This window comes from Actinocrinis sp. (assembly GCF_035653575.1).
Classification (GTDB): domain Bacteria; phylum Actinomycetota; class Actinomycetes; order Streptomycetales; family Catenulisporaceae; genus Actinocrinis.
Genome location: NZ_DASRBQ010000034.1, coordinates 26,998 through 42,578 on the forward strand (window position 1 = coordinate 26,998; position 15,581 = coordinate 42,578).

Here is a 15,581-nt window from a genome sequence, read left to right on the forward strand (position 1 = left end):
ACCGAAATGGACAACAAGGAACTGCTTCACCTGATGGCGGAACAGCTCAAGCTGTCCAAGCAACTCAAGGCTCGTATCCGCGAGCTCGAGGCGGAACGCACCGCGCCGCTGGCGATCGTGTCCACCGCGCTGCGGCTGCCCGGCGGGCTGAACACGCCGCAGGACTACTGGGAATTCCTGCTCGGCGACCGCGACGTCGTCCGCGAGATCCCCGAGGACCGCCCCGGCCTGCGCTCCGTCTTCGACCCGAAGCCGAACACGCCGAACCGCTCCTACGTCGACCGCGCCGGATTCCTCTCCGACGTCGCCGAGTTCGACCCGGCGTTCTTCGGCATGTCCCAGCGCGAGGCCGAGTCCACCGACCCGCAGCAGCGGCTGCTGATGGAGACCGCCTGGGAGGCGATGGAGCGCGCCGGAATCGCGGTGCGGCGGCGCGACCGCATCAACGCAGGGGTCTTCATCGGCATCATGACCTCGGAATACGGCGAGCGGCTGACCAACCGCACCGGCGACCGCGAGGTGGACCCCTACTACGGCACCGGCGGCGGTCTGTCGATGGCCGCCGGCCGGGTCAGCTACGTGATGGGCTTCTCAGGGCCCGCAGTGAGCGTGGACACCGCCTGCTCCTCCTCGCTCGTGGCGCTGCACCTCGGCGCGCAGGCGCTGCGACGCGGGGAATGCCGCTACGCCCTGGTCGGCGGCGCGAACCTGATCTTCTCGCCGGATCTGATGGTCTCGCTGTGCCAGAACCAGGCCCTCGCCCCGGACGGCCGCTCCAAGACCTTCACCGCCGCCGCCGACGGCTACGGCCGCGGCGAGGGCGTCGGTGTCGCGGTGCTGATGCGGCTCGACGACGCCGAGCGCGAGGGCCGGCCGATCCTGGCGGTCCTGCGCGGCAGCGCGGTCATGCACGACGGCGCCTCCTCCGGCCTGACCGTCCCGAACGGGATCGCGCAGCAGGAGGTGATCCGGGCCGCGCTCGCCGACGCCGGCGTCGCGGCACATGAAGTCGGCGTCGTGGAGACCCACGGCACCGGCACCTCGCTCGGCGACCCGATCGAGGTCGGCGCGCTGGACGCGGTGATCGGCGCCGGGGCGCCGAACCGGACCGTGCCCGCGCTACTCAGCACCCTGAAATCGCGGCTCGGGCACCTGGAGGGCGCGGCCGGGATCGCGGCCCTGATCAAGATCGTGCTGATGCTGCAGCACGGCGTGGTCCCGGTGGCCGTCGCGCCGGACGCCGGGCCGCTCAACGAGTACATCCCCTGGGACCGGGTCCGGCTCACCGTGCCGCGTACGCAGACCCCGTGGCCGTCCGGATACGAGCGGCGCATCGCAGGCGTCAGCGCCTTCGGTATGAGCGGCACCAACGCGCACGCGATCCTGGAGGCCTACACGCCCGCGCCGCAGCCCGAAGCACCGGCCGCCGCCAGTGCGATGGCGCACCTTGTGACCCTCTCCGCGAAGAACGCGACCAGCCTCACCGAACTCGTCACCGCGACCGCGTCGTACTTAGTCGGCACTCCGCAGGAACAACTGGCCGCAGCCGCGCACACGCTGCGCGCGGGCCGCGCTCCCTTCGAGCACCGCGTCGCCGTGGTCGGCACCAGCGGTGGCGAGCTGGCCGAGAAGCTGGCCGTCGCGGTGGGCCACGCCGGCAAGGTCACCGCGAAGAATGCCCAGACCTCGGTCACGCTGCGGGTCGGCTCCGGAGTGGTGCGGCTGTCCGCCGGAATCAAAGCACTCATCGCCGCTTATCCACAGCTCGGCGCCGTCATCGGGGGAGAGGACCAGGCCCCGGCAGAGCGCATCAAGCGGCTGTTGCAGAGCCTCGGGCTTCGGGTCAAGGCCGAGCAGCGTACGCCGACCTCGGGCGCTGCGGCAGCCGAGGTGGCTTGGGGCGAGCAGGTCTTCCCGCTGATCACCGAGGAGGCCGCGGCGAGCCCGGCCAATCTGCTGAACGCGCTCGCGGCCCTGTTCGTCGACGGCGCGGACTTGAGGCTGGAGGCCCTGCGCCCAGCCGGCGCGCGCATACTCGGTGACCTGCCGACGTACGCCTTCCGCCGCAAGCGCTGCTGGATCGACGAGCCGGCACTGCGCACCGTGCCCACGCAACGTGCCGGCGCGTCCGACGAGGCGCCTGTGCCCGGCAATGCCCGCGTGCCCGACAAAGCCCCCGCGCCCGAGCAGTCCGCCGATACCGCGCAGACCGCGCAGGCGGCGCTCGACCAGGAACTGATCCACGAGTTCCTCATCAGCGAGCTGATGAGCATCATGCACGCCGAGGAGGCGCTGGACCACACCGAGACCTTCCTGGAGGTCGGCGGGGACTCGTTCACGGCGATGCAACTGACCATGAGCATCGAGGAGCGCTACCAGGTCGAGATCCCGCTGGACGACTTCAACGAGGACCTCCAGATCAGCGTGCTGATCGACCGGCTCACCCGGCGGATCGTCGAGGCACGCGTCCCGGCCGACAAGGCGAACGGCGCATGACCACTACCTCAGCCTCCGGCTACATCCGCCCGCGCCCGTTGGACGATCCGGCGCTGCGCGTCATCGGCTTCCACCACGCCGGCGGCTCGGCCGCGGTCTACTACCCGCTGGCCCGCGAACTACCTGCGGACTGGGACCTGGTCCTGCTCGACCTGCCCGGCCGCGGCAAGCGGCACGCCGAGCCGCTGCGGCAGAGTCTGCCTGAGATCGTGGAGCTGATCGTCAGTGAAGTGCAGCCGTGGACCGATGTGCCGTACGCCATCTTCGGGCACAGCCTAGGCGCGGTACTCGCCATCGAGGTCGCCAGGGCGCTGGAGCACGGCGCGAGCAGCCCGCCGGCCTGGGTCGGCGTGTCGGGCCGGGCCGCCCCGAGCTTCCAGGCCCATCTGCGCGGCCGGCTGTACGAGCTCGACGATGACGCCCTGCTCAGTGAGCTGATCGGCATGGGCGGCACGCCCGAGCGGATCCAGGACGCACCGGCCTTCGTCGAGCACTTCCTGCGCGTCGCCCGAGCGGATCTGCGCGCGGTCGACTCGTACGCACCGCACCCGGACCGCCCGCCGATCAGCAGCCCGGTGACCGTGTTCGGCGGCGAGGCAGATCCGCGCGCGCCAAAGCACATGCTGAGCGCGTGGTCCCGGGAAACCACCGGACAGGTACGGCAGCGAATGTTCCCCGGGGGCCATTTCTATTTCCTCGGCGAGGCTTTCACCGCATTCGCCCGGCAACTCGTCGAAGAGGCCGCATTCGCTGCGAGACGTGGAGCCGCGGATCTGCCACAGTGACGGGCATGAGGCGAACTTCGGGTAGTGCGCAGCGTTTCCGCGCCACGGCCGTATCTGCGGCCACGACTGTCATCGTGTTGTTACTAGCGGTGAGCGGATGTAAATCAGGGGCCCTATCGAAGCTCGGCGGAGGCGAATCGAGCGGGGCGTCGCCTACCGCTGCCGGGTCCGGCAACGGTTCGATCGAGCCGCGTACCGGCGGCCTGCTCGCCGTGCATGACCCGAAGCAGGTCACGGACTCCATCAAGATAACGACCTGTCACTTCCTGGCCGGCCCGCGCCCCGATCCGCAGTGCACCCCCGGCTCGTTCGACCCCGCGGTGACCCAGGCGAACATCCAGACCACGATCTGCCGCAGCGGCTACACCGCGACGGTGCGCCCTTCGACCGGTGAGACGGACAAGGCGAAGCACACGCTCTACCTCGCCTACGGCGTGCCTGCCGGGACGACCTCCGAACTCGACCACCTGGTCTCGCTGGAGCTCGGCGGGTCCAACGACGAGGCGAACCTCTGGCCGGAGATAGGGAAGGTCCCGAACCCGAAGGACACGGTCGAAAACGACCTGCACGACGCGGTCTGCTCGGGAAAGGTGACCCTGGCCGCGGCGCAGCAGGCGATCGCCTCGGACTGGACCACGGCCGAACAGCGACTCGGCTTGAAGTGACCCGTCGCGGGCTGTGCGCTGCCGCGTCCCGTGAACAGGCGGTCTGAACAGGCGCGGCTGAACAGGCGGTCTGAACAGGCGCGTTCTGAACAGCTGCGCCACCTGAACGGACCAGGCCGTGGGTAAGAAGTAGCGTCGGATACGGCCGCGGCGTCTGGCGCGTGCGATCGCAAGGCGGCGGAGCGCCCTCATACCGGGTCGTCTGTGGGCGTTTCGCCAACGTAGTGAGCGTGCGTGGCAGGCGTCGCGGCCCCGGCGATACTTCTTACCCACGGCCTAGGCCGACCGTAGCCGTCTGACCAGGGCGATCACCAGTTCATCGGGGCACCGATGAGTTTCCCGCGGCCGCGTCGTTTCATCCGTGAGTAGCGTCGGTGACCAGGCCGACCGAACGAGCCGAGGAGACCGCCATGGAATGGAAGCTGGAACTGATCGTGCTGCCCGTCGCGGACGTGGACCGGGCCAAGCGGTTCTACGCCGAGCAGCTTGGGTTCAAGCTGGAGGTCGACTACCAGCCCAACGAGGACTTCCGCGTCGTGCAGCTGACCCCGAACGGCTCGCGCTGTTCGATCGCGCTCATGCGCAACAAGGACGGCGCGAACCCCATCAAGGGCCTGCACCTGGTCGTCACGGACATCGACGCCGCCCGGGCCGAACTGGCCGGGAACGGCGTGGACGTGAGCGAGGTCTTCCACTTCGAGGACGGCCGGCAGCTCTCCGGTCCGGACCCGCAGCGCGGCGACTACAACTCCTTCGCCTCGTTCAGCGACCCGGACGGCAACGAGTGGCTGGTGCAGGAGCGCAAGAAGGACCCGTACGAGAACTGACCGGAGCGGGGAACGTGGTTACGCGGGCAGGGACGAAGCAGGGGGCCGACGTCGCGGCGGACATCGCCTCGGCGGTCGGCGGCGACGAGGCGGCATTCGCGCGGCTCACCCAGCGGTACCGGCGCGAATTGCACGTGCACTGCTACCGGATGCTCGCCTCCTTCGACGAGGCCGAGGACGCCGTGCAGGAGACGCTGCTGAACGCCTGGCGGGCGCTGGACGGCTTCGACGGCAGCATGCTGTTTCGGGCCTGGCTGTACCGCATCGCCACCAACGTGTGCCTCGACCAGCTGCGCCGCAATGCGCGCCGGCTGGCGAAGCTGCGGTCCTTCGCCGAGGTGCCGTGGCTTCAGCCGTACCCCGACCGGCTGCTTGACGAGGTCGCGCCGAGTGATCAGCAGCCTGACGCGGTCGCCGTCGACCGGGAGACCATCGAGCTGGCCTTCCTCGCCGCGATGCAGCTGCTGCCGCCCCGGCAACGCGCGGCGTTCATCGTGCGCGACGTGCTCGGCTGGCCCGCGGACCAGACCGCGGGCCTGCTGGGCACGAGCGTCGCGGCGGCCAACAGCGCCCTGCAGCGAGCGCGCGCCACCATGCAGCAGAACCTTGCGACAAGCCGCGGCGAGTGGTCGGCCCCGGTGCTCAGTACCCAGGACAAGCAGCTGCTCGAGCAGTTCATCGACGCGCACGAACGCGGGGACGCGGTGGCCGCGGTCGCCATCTCCGCGCAGGACATCCGCATCACCATGCCGCCGTACCCGTACCTGTTCGACGGGATCGAGGCGATGCGCACGCTGCTCGAACGGGCCTTCGGCGACCAGCGCGAGGGCGACTGGCGGCTGCTGCCGACCGCCGCGAACCGCCAGCCGGCGGCGGCCAGCTACCTGCGCCGCTTCGGGGACTCGCGGTTCCGGGCGTTCAAGCTCGACGTGCTGCGCACCCGCGGCGGGCTGATCGCGGAGGCGGACCACCTTCGGCCCGAGCCTGTTCGCCGCGTTCGGGCTCCCGGAAGAGCTGCCGCAGTAGCCCTCGCGGGATCCGCAGGGGCCGTAGGACTCGCGGGCGCCGCGGCGAGAGGCCCGACCCGCCAGGCCCGCGTCCGGCCGGTGGACTCACTCGGCCACGAAGGTCGAGTGAGTCCACTCGAACACGCGCAGTTCGCGCCCGCCGATCGTGACGGTCTCGGCCAGCGGGCGGAAGTGCTCGTGCCGGTTGCCCATGAACAGCTTGAGGTTCTCGTCGATCTCGTCCACCCGCCGCTCGCGCGCTCCGTCGATCAGCAGGCTGGTCGGGATGCCGCGCAGGAACGCGTTCGGGATGTCGGGGACGGTTTCCGTGTCGGTGGCTTCCATCGCGCTCACTCCTCCTCGGTGATGCAGCAAGTCCGACAGCGCTGGATCGCGAACGAACCGCCCGGCACGCGGGTTGGAGGGGAGGGGACACCAGTCCCGGGCGGTTCGCCGCTCGCGCCGCCTTTCAGCGCACTTATATGATGCGCCGACCTGCTAAATCCGAGCCTAAGCAGTGATCGAGTATCGGCGTCGTGCGCGGATCAGACGTCGAGGTCGTCCGAGATCGCGCGCAGCTGGTGCCGGGACATCGCGAGGTTCGAGCGCGCCTTGTCCAGCGCGAGGTACATGAACAGTCCGCCGCCGTTGCGGCCGGTGAGCGGCCGGATCAGGTGGTACTGCTTGCCGAGCGTGATCAATATGTCCTCGATGGCGTCGTTCATCTTGAGCATCTCCATCGTCCGCGCCTTGGCGCGCACCACCTCGGTGTTGCCGGCCGCGGCCACCGTCAGGTCGAGATCCTTGCTCGTGCCGAGTGTGCCCAGCGCCATCCCGCTGGTGTAGTCGACAAGGGCGGCGCCAATCGCGCCGTCGATCGACATCGCCTCTTTCAAGGCCGCGTCCACGTTCATCGCAATCCTCTGCTCTCTCGGTGGGGAGGCGGAGGCGGGGTCCGCGGGTTGCTCGGATGCCGGTTCGGCGGCCCGACCGCGCTCGCGCGTGGCGTGCCGGCCGCTCCCGGAGGCGCGCTGCCGCCCCGAGCCGTCTTCACTTCCACCGCGCCGCACAGTCATGCGTGACCACCTCAGCCGCACCGTTTCGCGCCCGTCTCCTCGCCGCCGGCAGTGCCGCACGACTCCGCCTTGTCTACTCTCGGCGATCGTTTGATCACGGAGAGACGTACGGGCGGCCACGCTAGTGCAGCGCGAGAAAAGCTCGCAGCGAAATCGCGCCGATTCCGCGAGGGGAATCGGCGCGACGTGGTGCAAGTCCGGAGGAAGTCCGTCGGGCGGCGGCCGGGTTGCCGTCCGGGTGTCAGGACGCGGTGACTCAGACGAGCCGCGAATCAGGCGAGCCGCGATTCAGATCAGCCGGCGGCCGCGGGTGCGCTCCAGCAGGATGCCCAGGGCGAGGGCGCCGGTCAGCAGGAACGCCGGGATGCCGATGCCGGTGTGCCCGTGGCGCATCATCATGATCAGGTACCAGGCGCTCACCCCGCCGATGACCAGCGCGCCGAGCACGGCGGCCTGCCGATTGACCAAGCCGAGCGTCAGCAGGCCGGCGCCCGCGGCGTTGAGCGCGGCCACGGTCAGCATCGCCGGGCGGCTGGTGATCCCGGTGAACTCGGTGAAGATGTGCGCGTTGCGGCCGGTGATCAGGTTGATCGGCGCGACCGTGAATTCGAGGATCAGCGGGATGGACAGGGCGGTGGACAGCAGGCTCATCGCGATTCCTGGAGGGGGAGGGACGGGGTCGGGCCCGGTCGGGCGGGGGCTGTCTTGCGGCGGGGCTTGGCGGCGCGCAGGGCGAGGATCGTTGAGAGCACCTTGGTGCGCTTGTCCTCGATTCCGTTGGTCCGCAACAGCTGCAGCAGCAGCCACAGCCGCAGCTCGCCCAGATGCGCGGGCGAGCCGTGTACGTCGTCGAACTCGAGGAATCCGACGTCGGCCAGGTGCTCGGCGAGGAAGGCCCGCTCGCCGCCGGGGATGATCTCGTCGCGCGCACTGACGACGTATCGGACCGGCACGCGTACCGCGCTCAGCTCCTCAGGCGTCAGCGCCCAGCCGTGCCGGAACGCCTCGACCAGCGCGGCCTCGCTCGGCTGGCCGGTGAGCGCGACGAGGGTGTCCTTGGTGATTCGCGGGACGCGGGGCCACCAGCCCTCGTCGGTGAAGAAGCGCGTGATCGGCGCACCGACCGTCAGGATCCTGCCGATTCGCTCGTCGTGCGCGGCCGCGCGCAGCGCCATGTGCCCGCTGAAGCTGAGGGTCAGCAGCGAGACGTTGCGCTCCTGCGCGCGCCCGTTGAGCTGGTCGAGCAGGAAGCCGAGCAGCCGCCACGAGTCGGGTCCGTAGGGCAGCGTGTTCTCCCCGACGCCCGGCATTTCCGCAACGACGGTCGCAAAGCCCAGCTTCGCGAAGCGCGGTAGTAGCTGCGCCCACTGCTCCTTGGCGCTCACGATGCCGCCCATGACCACCAGCAGCGGCAAGGGATTCGGTGCGTCCAAGCCGGCAGCCCACGCGGAGAAGGTGCCGTCTGGGGTCTGGAACTCGAGCTTTTCGATGCCCCGGCCGCGTGAGCCGCGCCAAGCGTCGAAGGACTCGACGACGCCGCGTTGCGCCGCGATCCGGTCCTCGTCGCCGTGATGCGGGAAGCGGGCCAGCGTGTAGTACTGACAGGCCTGCACCGGCTTGCCGCGCGCCGCCATGGCCTGCGCCTCGGCGGACCAGACCCGTGTCCACGAGTCCGTCGCGCCCGGCTCGTCAGTGCGGATGCGGGCCAGGATCCGTTCCAGCCGCCGCGCCTTCATGCCCTGGCCTTTGGCGTGCAGGCGGGCGAACTCCTTCAGTTCGTCCAGGTCGTTCGAGCGGGTCCGAGTGCTCACGGTGCGCCCACTTCCGCGGGGGCCGCCGCGGCTGCACCGGCGGCCGCGATGCGCGCGGCGCCGCGCTCCTGAAGCTGGAAGTACGCCCCGGCCAGCACCCGCTGCTTGAGCGCGGGGGAGCGGTCCACCAGCCAGTACAGGCTGCGCCGCCCGGCCACCGCGAGCGGCTTGGAGAGCGCGAACATCCGCTCCTGGCGCAGCTGCAGCCCGCGCGAGCGGGCGATCGAGGGCTCGCGCTGCTGCTGGAAGCGTTGCAGCACCGCCGCGAGCTCGCCCTTGTCGGTGCGCGGGTAGTCGAGTACCGGCGCGACCATCGGGGCCAGCGTGACCGCGTCGATGATCGCGTGGTTGACGCCCTGGCCGAGGATCGGAGAGAGGGTGTGCGCCGCGTCGCCGATCAGCAGCAGGCCCGGCATCGACCACTGCGGGACCACGGTGGTGAAGATGTCCAGCATCGAGGTGTCCGACCAGCTGCGGATCTCTGCCCGCACGGCCGCGGACAGCTCCGGCGCCAGGTCGTCGAGCCGCCGGTGCAGCGCGCCGATGCCCTCGGCTCGCAGTGCTTTGAGACCGCCCTTGGGGATGTTGAAGCCGACTCGCACGTCGTCCGGGTGGGTCGGGATGAACAGGCCGTGGTTGCCGCCGTTGATCCGCACGCGGTACGTCACGTCGTCCCACTCCGCGGGGAAGGGCAGCTTGAGCCACACCACGTCGCGGTCGAGCGGGATCTTCGTGTACTGCAACCCGGACATCTCGCGCACTTTGCTGAACCTGCCGTCGGCGGCCACGGTCAGCGCCGCCCTCACGTCGATCTGGCCTTCCGGGCCCGCGACGCGCACCCCTGCGATGCCTGAGGCGTCGCGCAGCAACTCCACCGCGGTGGCGCGCTTGAGCAGGGTGAAGCAGCTGTGCTGCGCCGCCTCCTCCGCGAGCGCGGTGAGCAGCGCCGGCTGCGGCAGCTCGACCGGGTAAGGGTACGGATACGGGAAGTCATCGAAGTCCGCGTTCATCACGACCCGGCCGCCGTCGGTGATCTCCATGCGGCGCATCTCGTGGTAGGTGCCGCGCAGCCGCCCGAGCATGCCGAGCCGGTCGAGCAGCCACACCGAGTCCGGCGAGACGGACTCGCCACGGAACGAGCGGTTGAAGTGCCCGCTCTGCTCCACCACGGCGACCCGGACCCCGAGCCGGGCTAACTCAAGACCCAGCGTCAGGCCGGCGGGGCCGCCGCCCACCACGCACACTTGCACGGACAGTTCGTCGGGCATTGCGAACCCCTTCCAGGGAGGTCGGCACGTCAAGGGAGTCGGCGGTGCCAGCGGTGCCAAAAGGCGCATATTCAGGCTGCCCGGCGGGGCTAAAGGCCCGGTTTGGACCGGAAGGAGCGGCGCTACCAGGAGCCGAAGGCGTCTTCGCCCTCTGACTCGGGCTCGTCCTCGCCGAGCACCTCGGTCAAGGCGTCGACGAAGCTTGATTCGAGCATGGTGACCGCGGCGGTGTCGTCGGTCTCGCCGAAGCCCCGGTCGCCGACCGCGACGCTGACCACGTAGTCGTCGCCGACGCCGTAGGTGCGGAACATCCACTCCGAGCCGGTGCCGGGCTGGCCGTCCGGCAGGTTGACCGTGGCCGGGGCGCCCGGGCCGAAGCCGAAGTCGGTGAACCGGAACTGCATGCCCTGGCCGATCGCCTTGCTGTACGCCTCCTTCAGCGTCCAGAGGCGCACCAGCGCGTCGTTGCGCTCCGACTCAGGGAACTGCTCCAGGAGTTCGAGCTCGTGCGGCGTGCACAGGTGCTTGCCGAGCCCCGGCCCGTAGAGCCGCCGGTCCGCGCGCTCCGCGTCCACACCGATGACGCCGCGCGTGGTCATGCCGACCAGCAGCAGGTCGTCGGTGTGGCTCAGGCTGATGTCCACCGCGTCGTACCCGCGCAGGTAGGGCCGCCCGGTCGGGCCATAAGTCAGTTCGATGAGATGAGCCGGCACCTCGAGCACCGCCGCGGCGGCGAACTTGAGCAGCACCCGCGAGGCGGCGAACCGCACCCGCACCTCCGGATGGGTCAGCTCCAGGTAGCGCGCCCAGTCCCGGCCCAGCAGCGCGCGCAGCCGCGGCCCGCCCGCCCGGTCCGGCCGCCAGTCCGCCAGCACCGCGTAGAGCAGCACCACTCCGTAGGCGCCCAGGTCGGCGCGCACCCGGCCCCACGCGGCGTCCGGGCCGGAGATCCGGATCAGCTCGCCGAAGCCTGCGGGCGCGGTCACGGCAGCACCGCCTGACGGCGGGGCTCGGCGCGGGTCGGCTGTGCGGTCACGGCGATTCCGATCTGGAGTATGTATCTGTATTGATGATTAAGTGGCCAGGGGCGGTGGAACGGTGCGCGGTGGGGCGGTGGAACGGTGTGCCTTGGCTTCGGGCCGAGACGGCGCGCGGCGTGCGCCGCGCGGGGTCAGACCATTTCCAGCGCGAAGCCGCCCTTGATCCACTTGCTGGACTCGACGGCGACGCCCAGGGCCCGCTGCCCCGGGGCGATCCGCCCGGCGAGCCGTTCCAGCTGGACGAACGGCAGCGCGTTGCCGTTGTTGCCGGTCTCGGCGACGCAGGAGACCTCCTGCGCGCCGGGCACGCCCAGCTGCTCGAAGATCCGCTTGGTCATCCGGCCGGACAGCTGCGGCGGGAGCAGGAAGTCGAGCTGTTCGGCGGACCAGTCGAGCTCGCCGAGCAGCTCCCAGAGGATCTCCACGGCCATCACCGGAACCGACTCCTCGATGGCCTTGTAATCCTCCTTGGCGGCCTGCTTGTCGCTGTCCCGGTCGGCGATCCCGAACCACTCGATCACCTGGCCGGGCGCGCGGCCGAGGCCGGTCAGCCGGTTGAGCACCCGGCGCACCGCGATCCGGCGCGCACCGGGCTCCGCGCTCAGCACGGCGGCGCCGGCCCCGTCACCGAAGAGCACGAAGTTGACCAGCTCGCTCGGCGGGACCGCGGAGAAGTCCATGTGCACGTCGAGGTGCTTGCTGCACACGTCGCCGCCCAGCACAAGACCGGTGCGGTACCGGCCGCTGGTCACGAAGCTGTGCGCCAGATCCAGCGCCTGTACCGCGCCCGCGCAGCCGGACTGCAGCTGGTAGGTCGGCAGCTGGTTGAGCCCGAGCTGGTCCGCCACGTGGTTGACCGTCGCCGGCATCAGCGTGTCCGGCGTCGCCGTGCCCATGACGATGAACTCGATCTCGGCCGGATCGATCCCGCTGTCCTCGACGGCCAGGTCGGCCGCGCGGGCGCACAGGTCGGCCAGCGACCACTGCACCTCGCCGGTGCTCAGCTCCTTGGCGAAGTGCCGGGTCTTGGTGCCGATGAAGGCCTCGACCCAGTCCTGGTTCACCCCGAGCACCTTCGACAGCGTCGCGTTGTCGACCGGGTCGCCGGGTAGGAACGTGCCGATGCCCGCGAGGTACGCCTCAGCCGTATCAGTGCCCGTCATCGTGCCGCCTCCACTTCTTCGGATGGGGCAGTGCTGTTGGAGATCGCGCTCTCGGAAGTCGTGCTCTGGTACCGGGACCGCAGGAACTCGGCCAGCTCGCCGGCCGTCGCCATGACCGCGAGCAGCTCCTGGGTGGAGAGCGAGCCGAGCCCGGACAGGCGCGACTCCAGCCGGTCCCGCAGCTCCATCGCCATCACCGAGTCGAAGCCGAGGTCCTCGTACAGCCGCGAGCGCGGCGAGATCTGGCTCGGCAGGTAGTCGCCGACCTGCGAGATGACCGAGACGACCGCCTCCCACACCGGGTCGTCGCCGGCGGCCGCGGCGCCGGCCTGGGCATCAGCGGGCTGAGACTTGACGGATGCGGCGCCGTCCACCTGCTGCGAGGTCCAGGGCGCGGCATCCCAGCCGAGCTGGTCGTCGGCGTCTGGCTGCAGCACGGTGACCGGCTTGTGGCTCCAGTACCGGTGTGCCGCCGAGAAGCTGTACGGCGCGAGCGGCGCGAAGCCACGGCGATCGGACTCGTCGTAGAGCGCTGACCATTCCGGGTCGACGCCGACACGGAAGAGCTCCGCGACCGCCCCGGCCAGATCGCGCGCGCCCGACTCCTCTTTCGGGATCGGGTGCAGCGCGCGCCGTCCGGGCTGCGCACCGATCCGGCGGATCAGGGAACTGAGGATCGGCTTCGGACCCACCTCGATCAGCGCGGCCGGATTCACCTCGAGCAGCCGCTCGGCGGCGTCGGCGAACAGCACCGGCGCGCTCACGTGCCGCGTCCAGTACTCCGCGTCCATCGCCTCGTTCTTGCTCAATGCTCTGCCATAGACGGTCGAGTGGATCGGCAGCCGCGGCACGCCGCCGCCGACCTGCTCGGCCACGGCGGCGAAGCGCTCGAGCATCGGCTCCATCAGCGGCGAGTGGAAGGCGTGCGACACCGTGAGCGGCTGACTGCGAACCCTGCGTTCCTTCAGCGCCGCCGCGATCCGGCCGAGCGCGCCCAGATCGCCGGAAAGCACCGTGGATCGCGGGCCGTTGACCGCCCCGATGCCGACCAGCGGCTCGTCGGCGACCAGCTCCTCGAGGTCGGCCGGGTCGGCCTGCACCGAGAGCATTCCGCCGCCGGCCGGCAGTTCCTGCATCAGTGCGCCGCGCGTCGCGATCAGCTGCGCGGCGGCCTCCAGCGGGAAGACCTCGGCCAGCGTCGCGGCCACGTACTCGCCGACGCTGTGCCCGAGCAGGTACGCGGGCTCGATGCCCAGCTCGCTGAGGGTGCGAGTGAGGGCGTATCCGACCGCGAACAACGCGGGCTGGGTGAAGCCGGTGTGGTGAATCCGCTCGTCGCCGGAGGCGATGAGATCGAGCACTGACTCGCCCACGTGGGGCCGCAACGCTTCGTCGGCCTCGCGCAGGAAGCCGCGATACAGCGGCGCCTGCGCGGCGAGGGTCATGGTCATCTTCGGGAACTGCGAACCCTGCCCGGTGAAGAGGAAAGCCAGCTTCGGCCGGGTCTTCGGGCGCGGCACGTCCGCGCCGACCACGGCCGGATCCTCGGCCGCCGCGCGCAACGCCTCGGCCAGGTCGCGGGTGTCGTCGGCGGCCACGGCGTATCGGTACCGCTGCCCGGTCTTCACCTCGTTGCTGGCCCAGCACAGCGCCGCGGCGCGGCCGCGTTGCCGGGCCACCGCCTCCGCCTGGACGAGCAGGTTGCGGCGCAGCCCCTCCGGTGAGGAGGCGGTCAGCGTGAAGACTCCGGCGCCGATGCCGCAGGCCGGGTCGGAACCGGCGTGCGCGCCCGTCAAGCTGCGGGCGGCGGGCGTACGCGCGATCACCGGCGCCGACTCCAGCACCGCGTGCGCGTTCGTGCCGCCGAGCCCGAAGCTGCTCAGCCCCGCGATCGCCGGCTCCTTCGCCGGCAGCCGCAGCGGGGCCTTGAGCAGCTTGAGCCCGCGGTCCGCGAGCAGCAACGCAGGGTTCTCCTTCGCCGCGAACCGGCTCGCGGGAACCATCCGGTGGTGCAGCGAGAGCGCGACCTTGATCAGGCCCGCGATACCCGCCGCGCCCTCGGTGTGCCCGAGGTTGCCCTTCACCGAACCGAACGCCAGCGGCTTAGCCCGGCCCGCGTGCAGGTCGCCGAGCGCGTTGGTCTCGATCCGGTCGCCGAGCTGCGTGCCAGTGCCGTGCGCCTCCAGGAAGGTCACGTCTTCGGGCTCGACCTCGGCGCGCCGATATGCCGCCGCGATGACCTCCCGCTGCGACCAGCGGTTCGGCGCGGTGATCCCGTTGCTGCGCCCGTCCTGATTGACCGCGCTGCCGCGGATCACCGCGTACACTCGCTGGCCGTCCGCGATCGCGTCCTCAAGCCGCCGCAGCACCACGACGCCGACGCCCTCGCCGCGCCCGATTCCGTCAGCGTCGGCGCTGAACGGCTTGCACCGTCCGTCCGGCGCGGACAGGCCTGCCTGCGTGTAGAAGATGCTCAGGCTCGGCGTCACGGCGACGTTCACGCCACCGGCCAGCGCGTAATCACACTCCCCGGCGAGCAGCGCGTTGGTGGCCAAGTGCACCGCGACCAGCGACGAGGAGCACGCCGTATCGACCGCGAGACTCTGTCCCTTGAGATCCAGGTGGTACGAGATCCGGTTCGCGGTCATGCAGTAGCCGTTGCCGGAGATCGCCTGCGCGGTGAGGTTCGCGTAGTCGGTCACCGAGAGCTGTGCCCACTCGTTGCCCATGATGCCGATGAAGACCCCTGCGTTGGTCCCGGCCAGCCGCTGCGGCGCGATCCCGGCGTCCTCGATCGCCCGCCACGCGGTCTGCAGCAGCAGCCGCTGCTGCGGGTCCAGCACCGCGGCCTCGCGCGGCGAGACGGTGAAGAACTCGTTGTCGAAGGCGTCCACGTCCGCGAGGAAGCCGCCCTGCGTCGTGTTCGCGTGTCCCTGCGCGCCCTCGGCCGAGTAGAATGCGCGCGCGTCCCACCGCTGCTGCGGTACCTCGCCGACGCCGTCCCCGGACCGGGTGAGCAGGTCCCAGTACCCGGCGAGGTCGGCGGCGCCGGGGAACCGGCAGTCCATACCGACGATAGCGATGGGGCGCATCACGACTTCCCGGCGGCCTTCAGCTCCCCGGCCAGGTGCTCGGCCAGCGCGGCGGCGGTCGGGTAGTCCCAGGCCACCGTCGGCTCGAGCACCAGGTCGAAGTCCTCCTCCACGTCGCCGCACAGGCTCAGCGCCGCGACGGAGTCCATGCCGTACTCGGCCAGCGGCTCGTTCGGGTCGATTTCCGCGGGGTCGCGCTGCAGGTAGATGGCCACCCGGTCGACCAGCCAGGTGGTCAGACTCTCGGCGGTGTGCCCGGCGCTTGCGGATGAAAGGTCGTGCGTCTCGATGGACATTGCGGGCTCCTCGCGGTTCTGCTTCGGGCGGATCGGTCGGACTGGACTGGACTGG

Annotated in this window: 13 protein-coding genes and 1 pseudogene; 5 read left to right on the plus strand and 9 right to left on the minus strand. The window is 70.6% G+C overall.

Annotated elements, in window-relative coordinates; genetic code table 11:
* The first annotated feature begins 6 nt into the window (after positions 1–6).
* The 5 genes and pseudogenes from VFA06_RS05770 to VFA06_RS25835 all read left to right on the plus strand — a co-directional run.
* Positions 7–2,496 (plus strand): beta-ketoacyl synthase N-terminal-like domain-containing protein, encoded by a 2,490-nt coding sequence (locus tag VFA06_RS05770; RefSeq protein ID WP_324839360.1) that lies wholly within the window; start codon positions 7–9, stop codon positions 2,494–2,496.
* Positions 2,493–3,281, plus strand: a complete 789-nt coding sequence (locus VFA06_RS05775) for a thioesterase II family protein (protein ID WP_324839361.1) — start codon at positions 2,493–2,495, stop codon at positions 3,279–3,281. Before VFA06_RS05770 ends, VFA06_RS05775 begins: the two co-directional genes overlap by 4 nt.
* 89 nt (positions 3,282–3,370) lie before the next feature.
* Positions 3,371–3,946, plus strand: coding sequence for a hypothetical protein (locus VFA06_RS05780; RefSeq protein ID WP_324839362.1), 576 nt, complete (start codon positions 3,371–3,373; stop codon positions 3,944–3,946).
* A 410-nt stretch (positions 3,947–4,356) separates the two neighbouring features.
* Entirely contained in the window at positions 4,357–4,773 is a 417-nt protein-coding gene (locus VFA06_RS05785; RefSeq protein WP_324839363.1) for a VOC family protein, read from the plus strand.
* A gap of 14 nt (positions 4,774–4,787) precedes the next feature.
* Positions 4,788–5,681 (plus strand): annotated as a pseudogene (locus VFA06_RS25835) (RNA polymerase subunit sigma-70); the annotation flags it as partial.
* Positions 5,682–5,885: 204 nt separating this feature from the next.
* Here the strand turns inward: VFA06_RS25835 and VFA06_RS25840 are convergent.
* The 9 genes from VFA06_RS25840 to VFA06_RS05830 all read right to left on the minus strand — a co-directional run bounded on the left by VFA06_RS25840 (position 5,886) and on the right by VFA06_RS05830 (position 15,526).
* Positions 5,886–6,125: a DUF5988 family protein gene (locus tag VFA06_RS25840; RefSeq protein WP_349260065.1), complete on the minus strand. Its 240-nt coding sequence runs from the start codon at positions 6,123–6,125 to the stop codon at positions 5,886–5,888.
* 200 nt (positions 6,126–6,325) lie between these two features.
* Positions 6,326–6,694, minus strand: coding sequence for a hypothetical protein (locus VFA06_RS05795; protein WP_324839365.1), 369 nt, complete (start codon positions 6,692–6,694; stop codon positions 6,326–6,328).
* A gap of 450 nt (positions 6,695–7,144) precedes the next feature.
* A complete protein-coding gene (locus VFA06_RS05800) occupies positions 7,145–7,507 on the minus strand; it encodes a hypothetical protein (RefSeq protein WP_324839366.1) in 363 nt (120 codons plus the stop codon).
* The gene (locus tag VFA06_RS05805; RefSeq protein ID WP_324839367.1) at positions 7,504–8,667 is read right to left on the minus strand and encodes an alpha/beta hydrolase; all 1,164 of its coding nucleotides are present in this window, start codon (positions 8,665–8,667) and stop codon (positions 7,504–7,506) included. The genes VFA06_RS05800 and VFA06_RS05805 overlap by 4 nt, the downstream gene beginning before the upstream one ends.
* The gene (locus VFA06_RS05810) at positions 8,664–9,935 is read right to left on the minus strand and encodes an FAD-dependent oxidoreductase (protein ID WP_324839368.1); all 1,272 of its coding nucleotides are present in this window, start codon (positions 9,933–9,935) and stop codon (positions 8,664–8,666) included. Before VFA06_RS05810 ends, VFA06_RS05805 begins: the two co-directional genes overlap by 4 nt.
* Positions 9,936–10,057: 122 nt before the next feature.
* Complete coding sequence (locus tag VFA06_RS05815; RefSeq protein ID WP_324839369.1) at positions 10,058–10,921, minus strand: 4'-phosphopantetheinyl transferase family protein; 864 nt, start codon at positions 10,919–10,921, stop codon at positions 10,058–10,060.
* A 185-nt stretch (positions 10,922–11,106) separates the two neighbouring features.
* Entirely contained in the window at positions 11,107–12,138 is a 1,032-nt protein-coding gene (locus tag VFA06_RS05820; RefSeq protein WP_324839370.1) for a 3-oxoacyl-ACP synthase III family protein, read from the minus strand.
* Positions 12,135–15,230: a type I polyketide synthase gene (locus VFA06_RS05825; protein ID WP_324839371.1), complete on the minus strand. Its 3,096-nt coding sequence runs from the start codon at positions 15,228–15,230 to the stop codon at positions 12,135–12,137. The genes VFA06_RS05820 and VFA06_RS05825 overlap by 4 nt, the downstream gene beginning before the upstream one ends.
* On the minus strand, positions 15,230–15,526 hold the full coding sequence (locus tag VFA06_RS05830; RefSeq protein ID WP_324839372.1) for an acyl carrier protein: 297 nt from the start codon (positions 15,524–15,526) through the stop codon (positions 15,230–15,232). The genes VFA06_RS05825 and VFA06_RS05830 overlap by 1 nt, the downstream gene beginning before the upstream one ends.
* Positions 15,527–15,581: the final 55 nt, after the last annotated feature.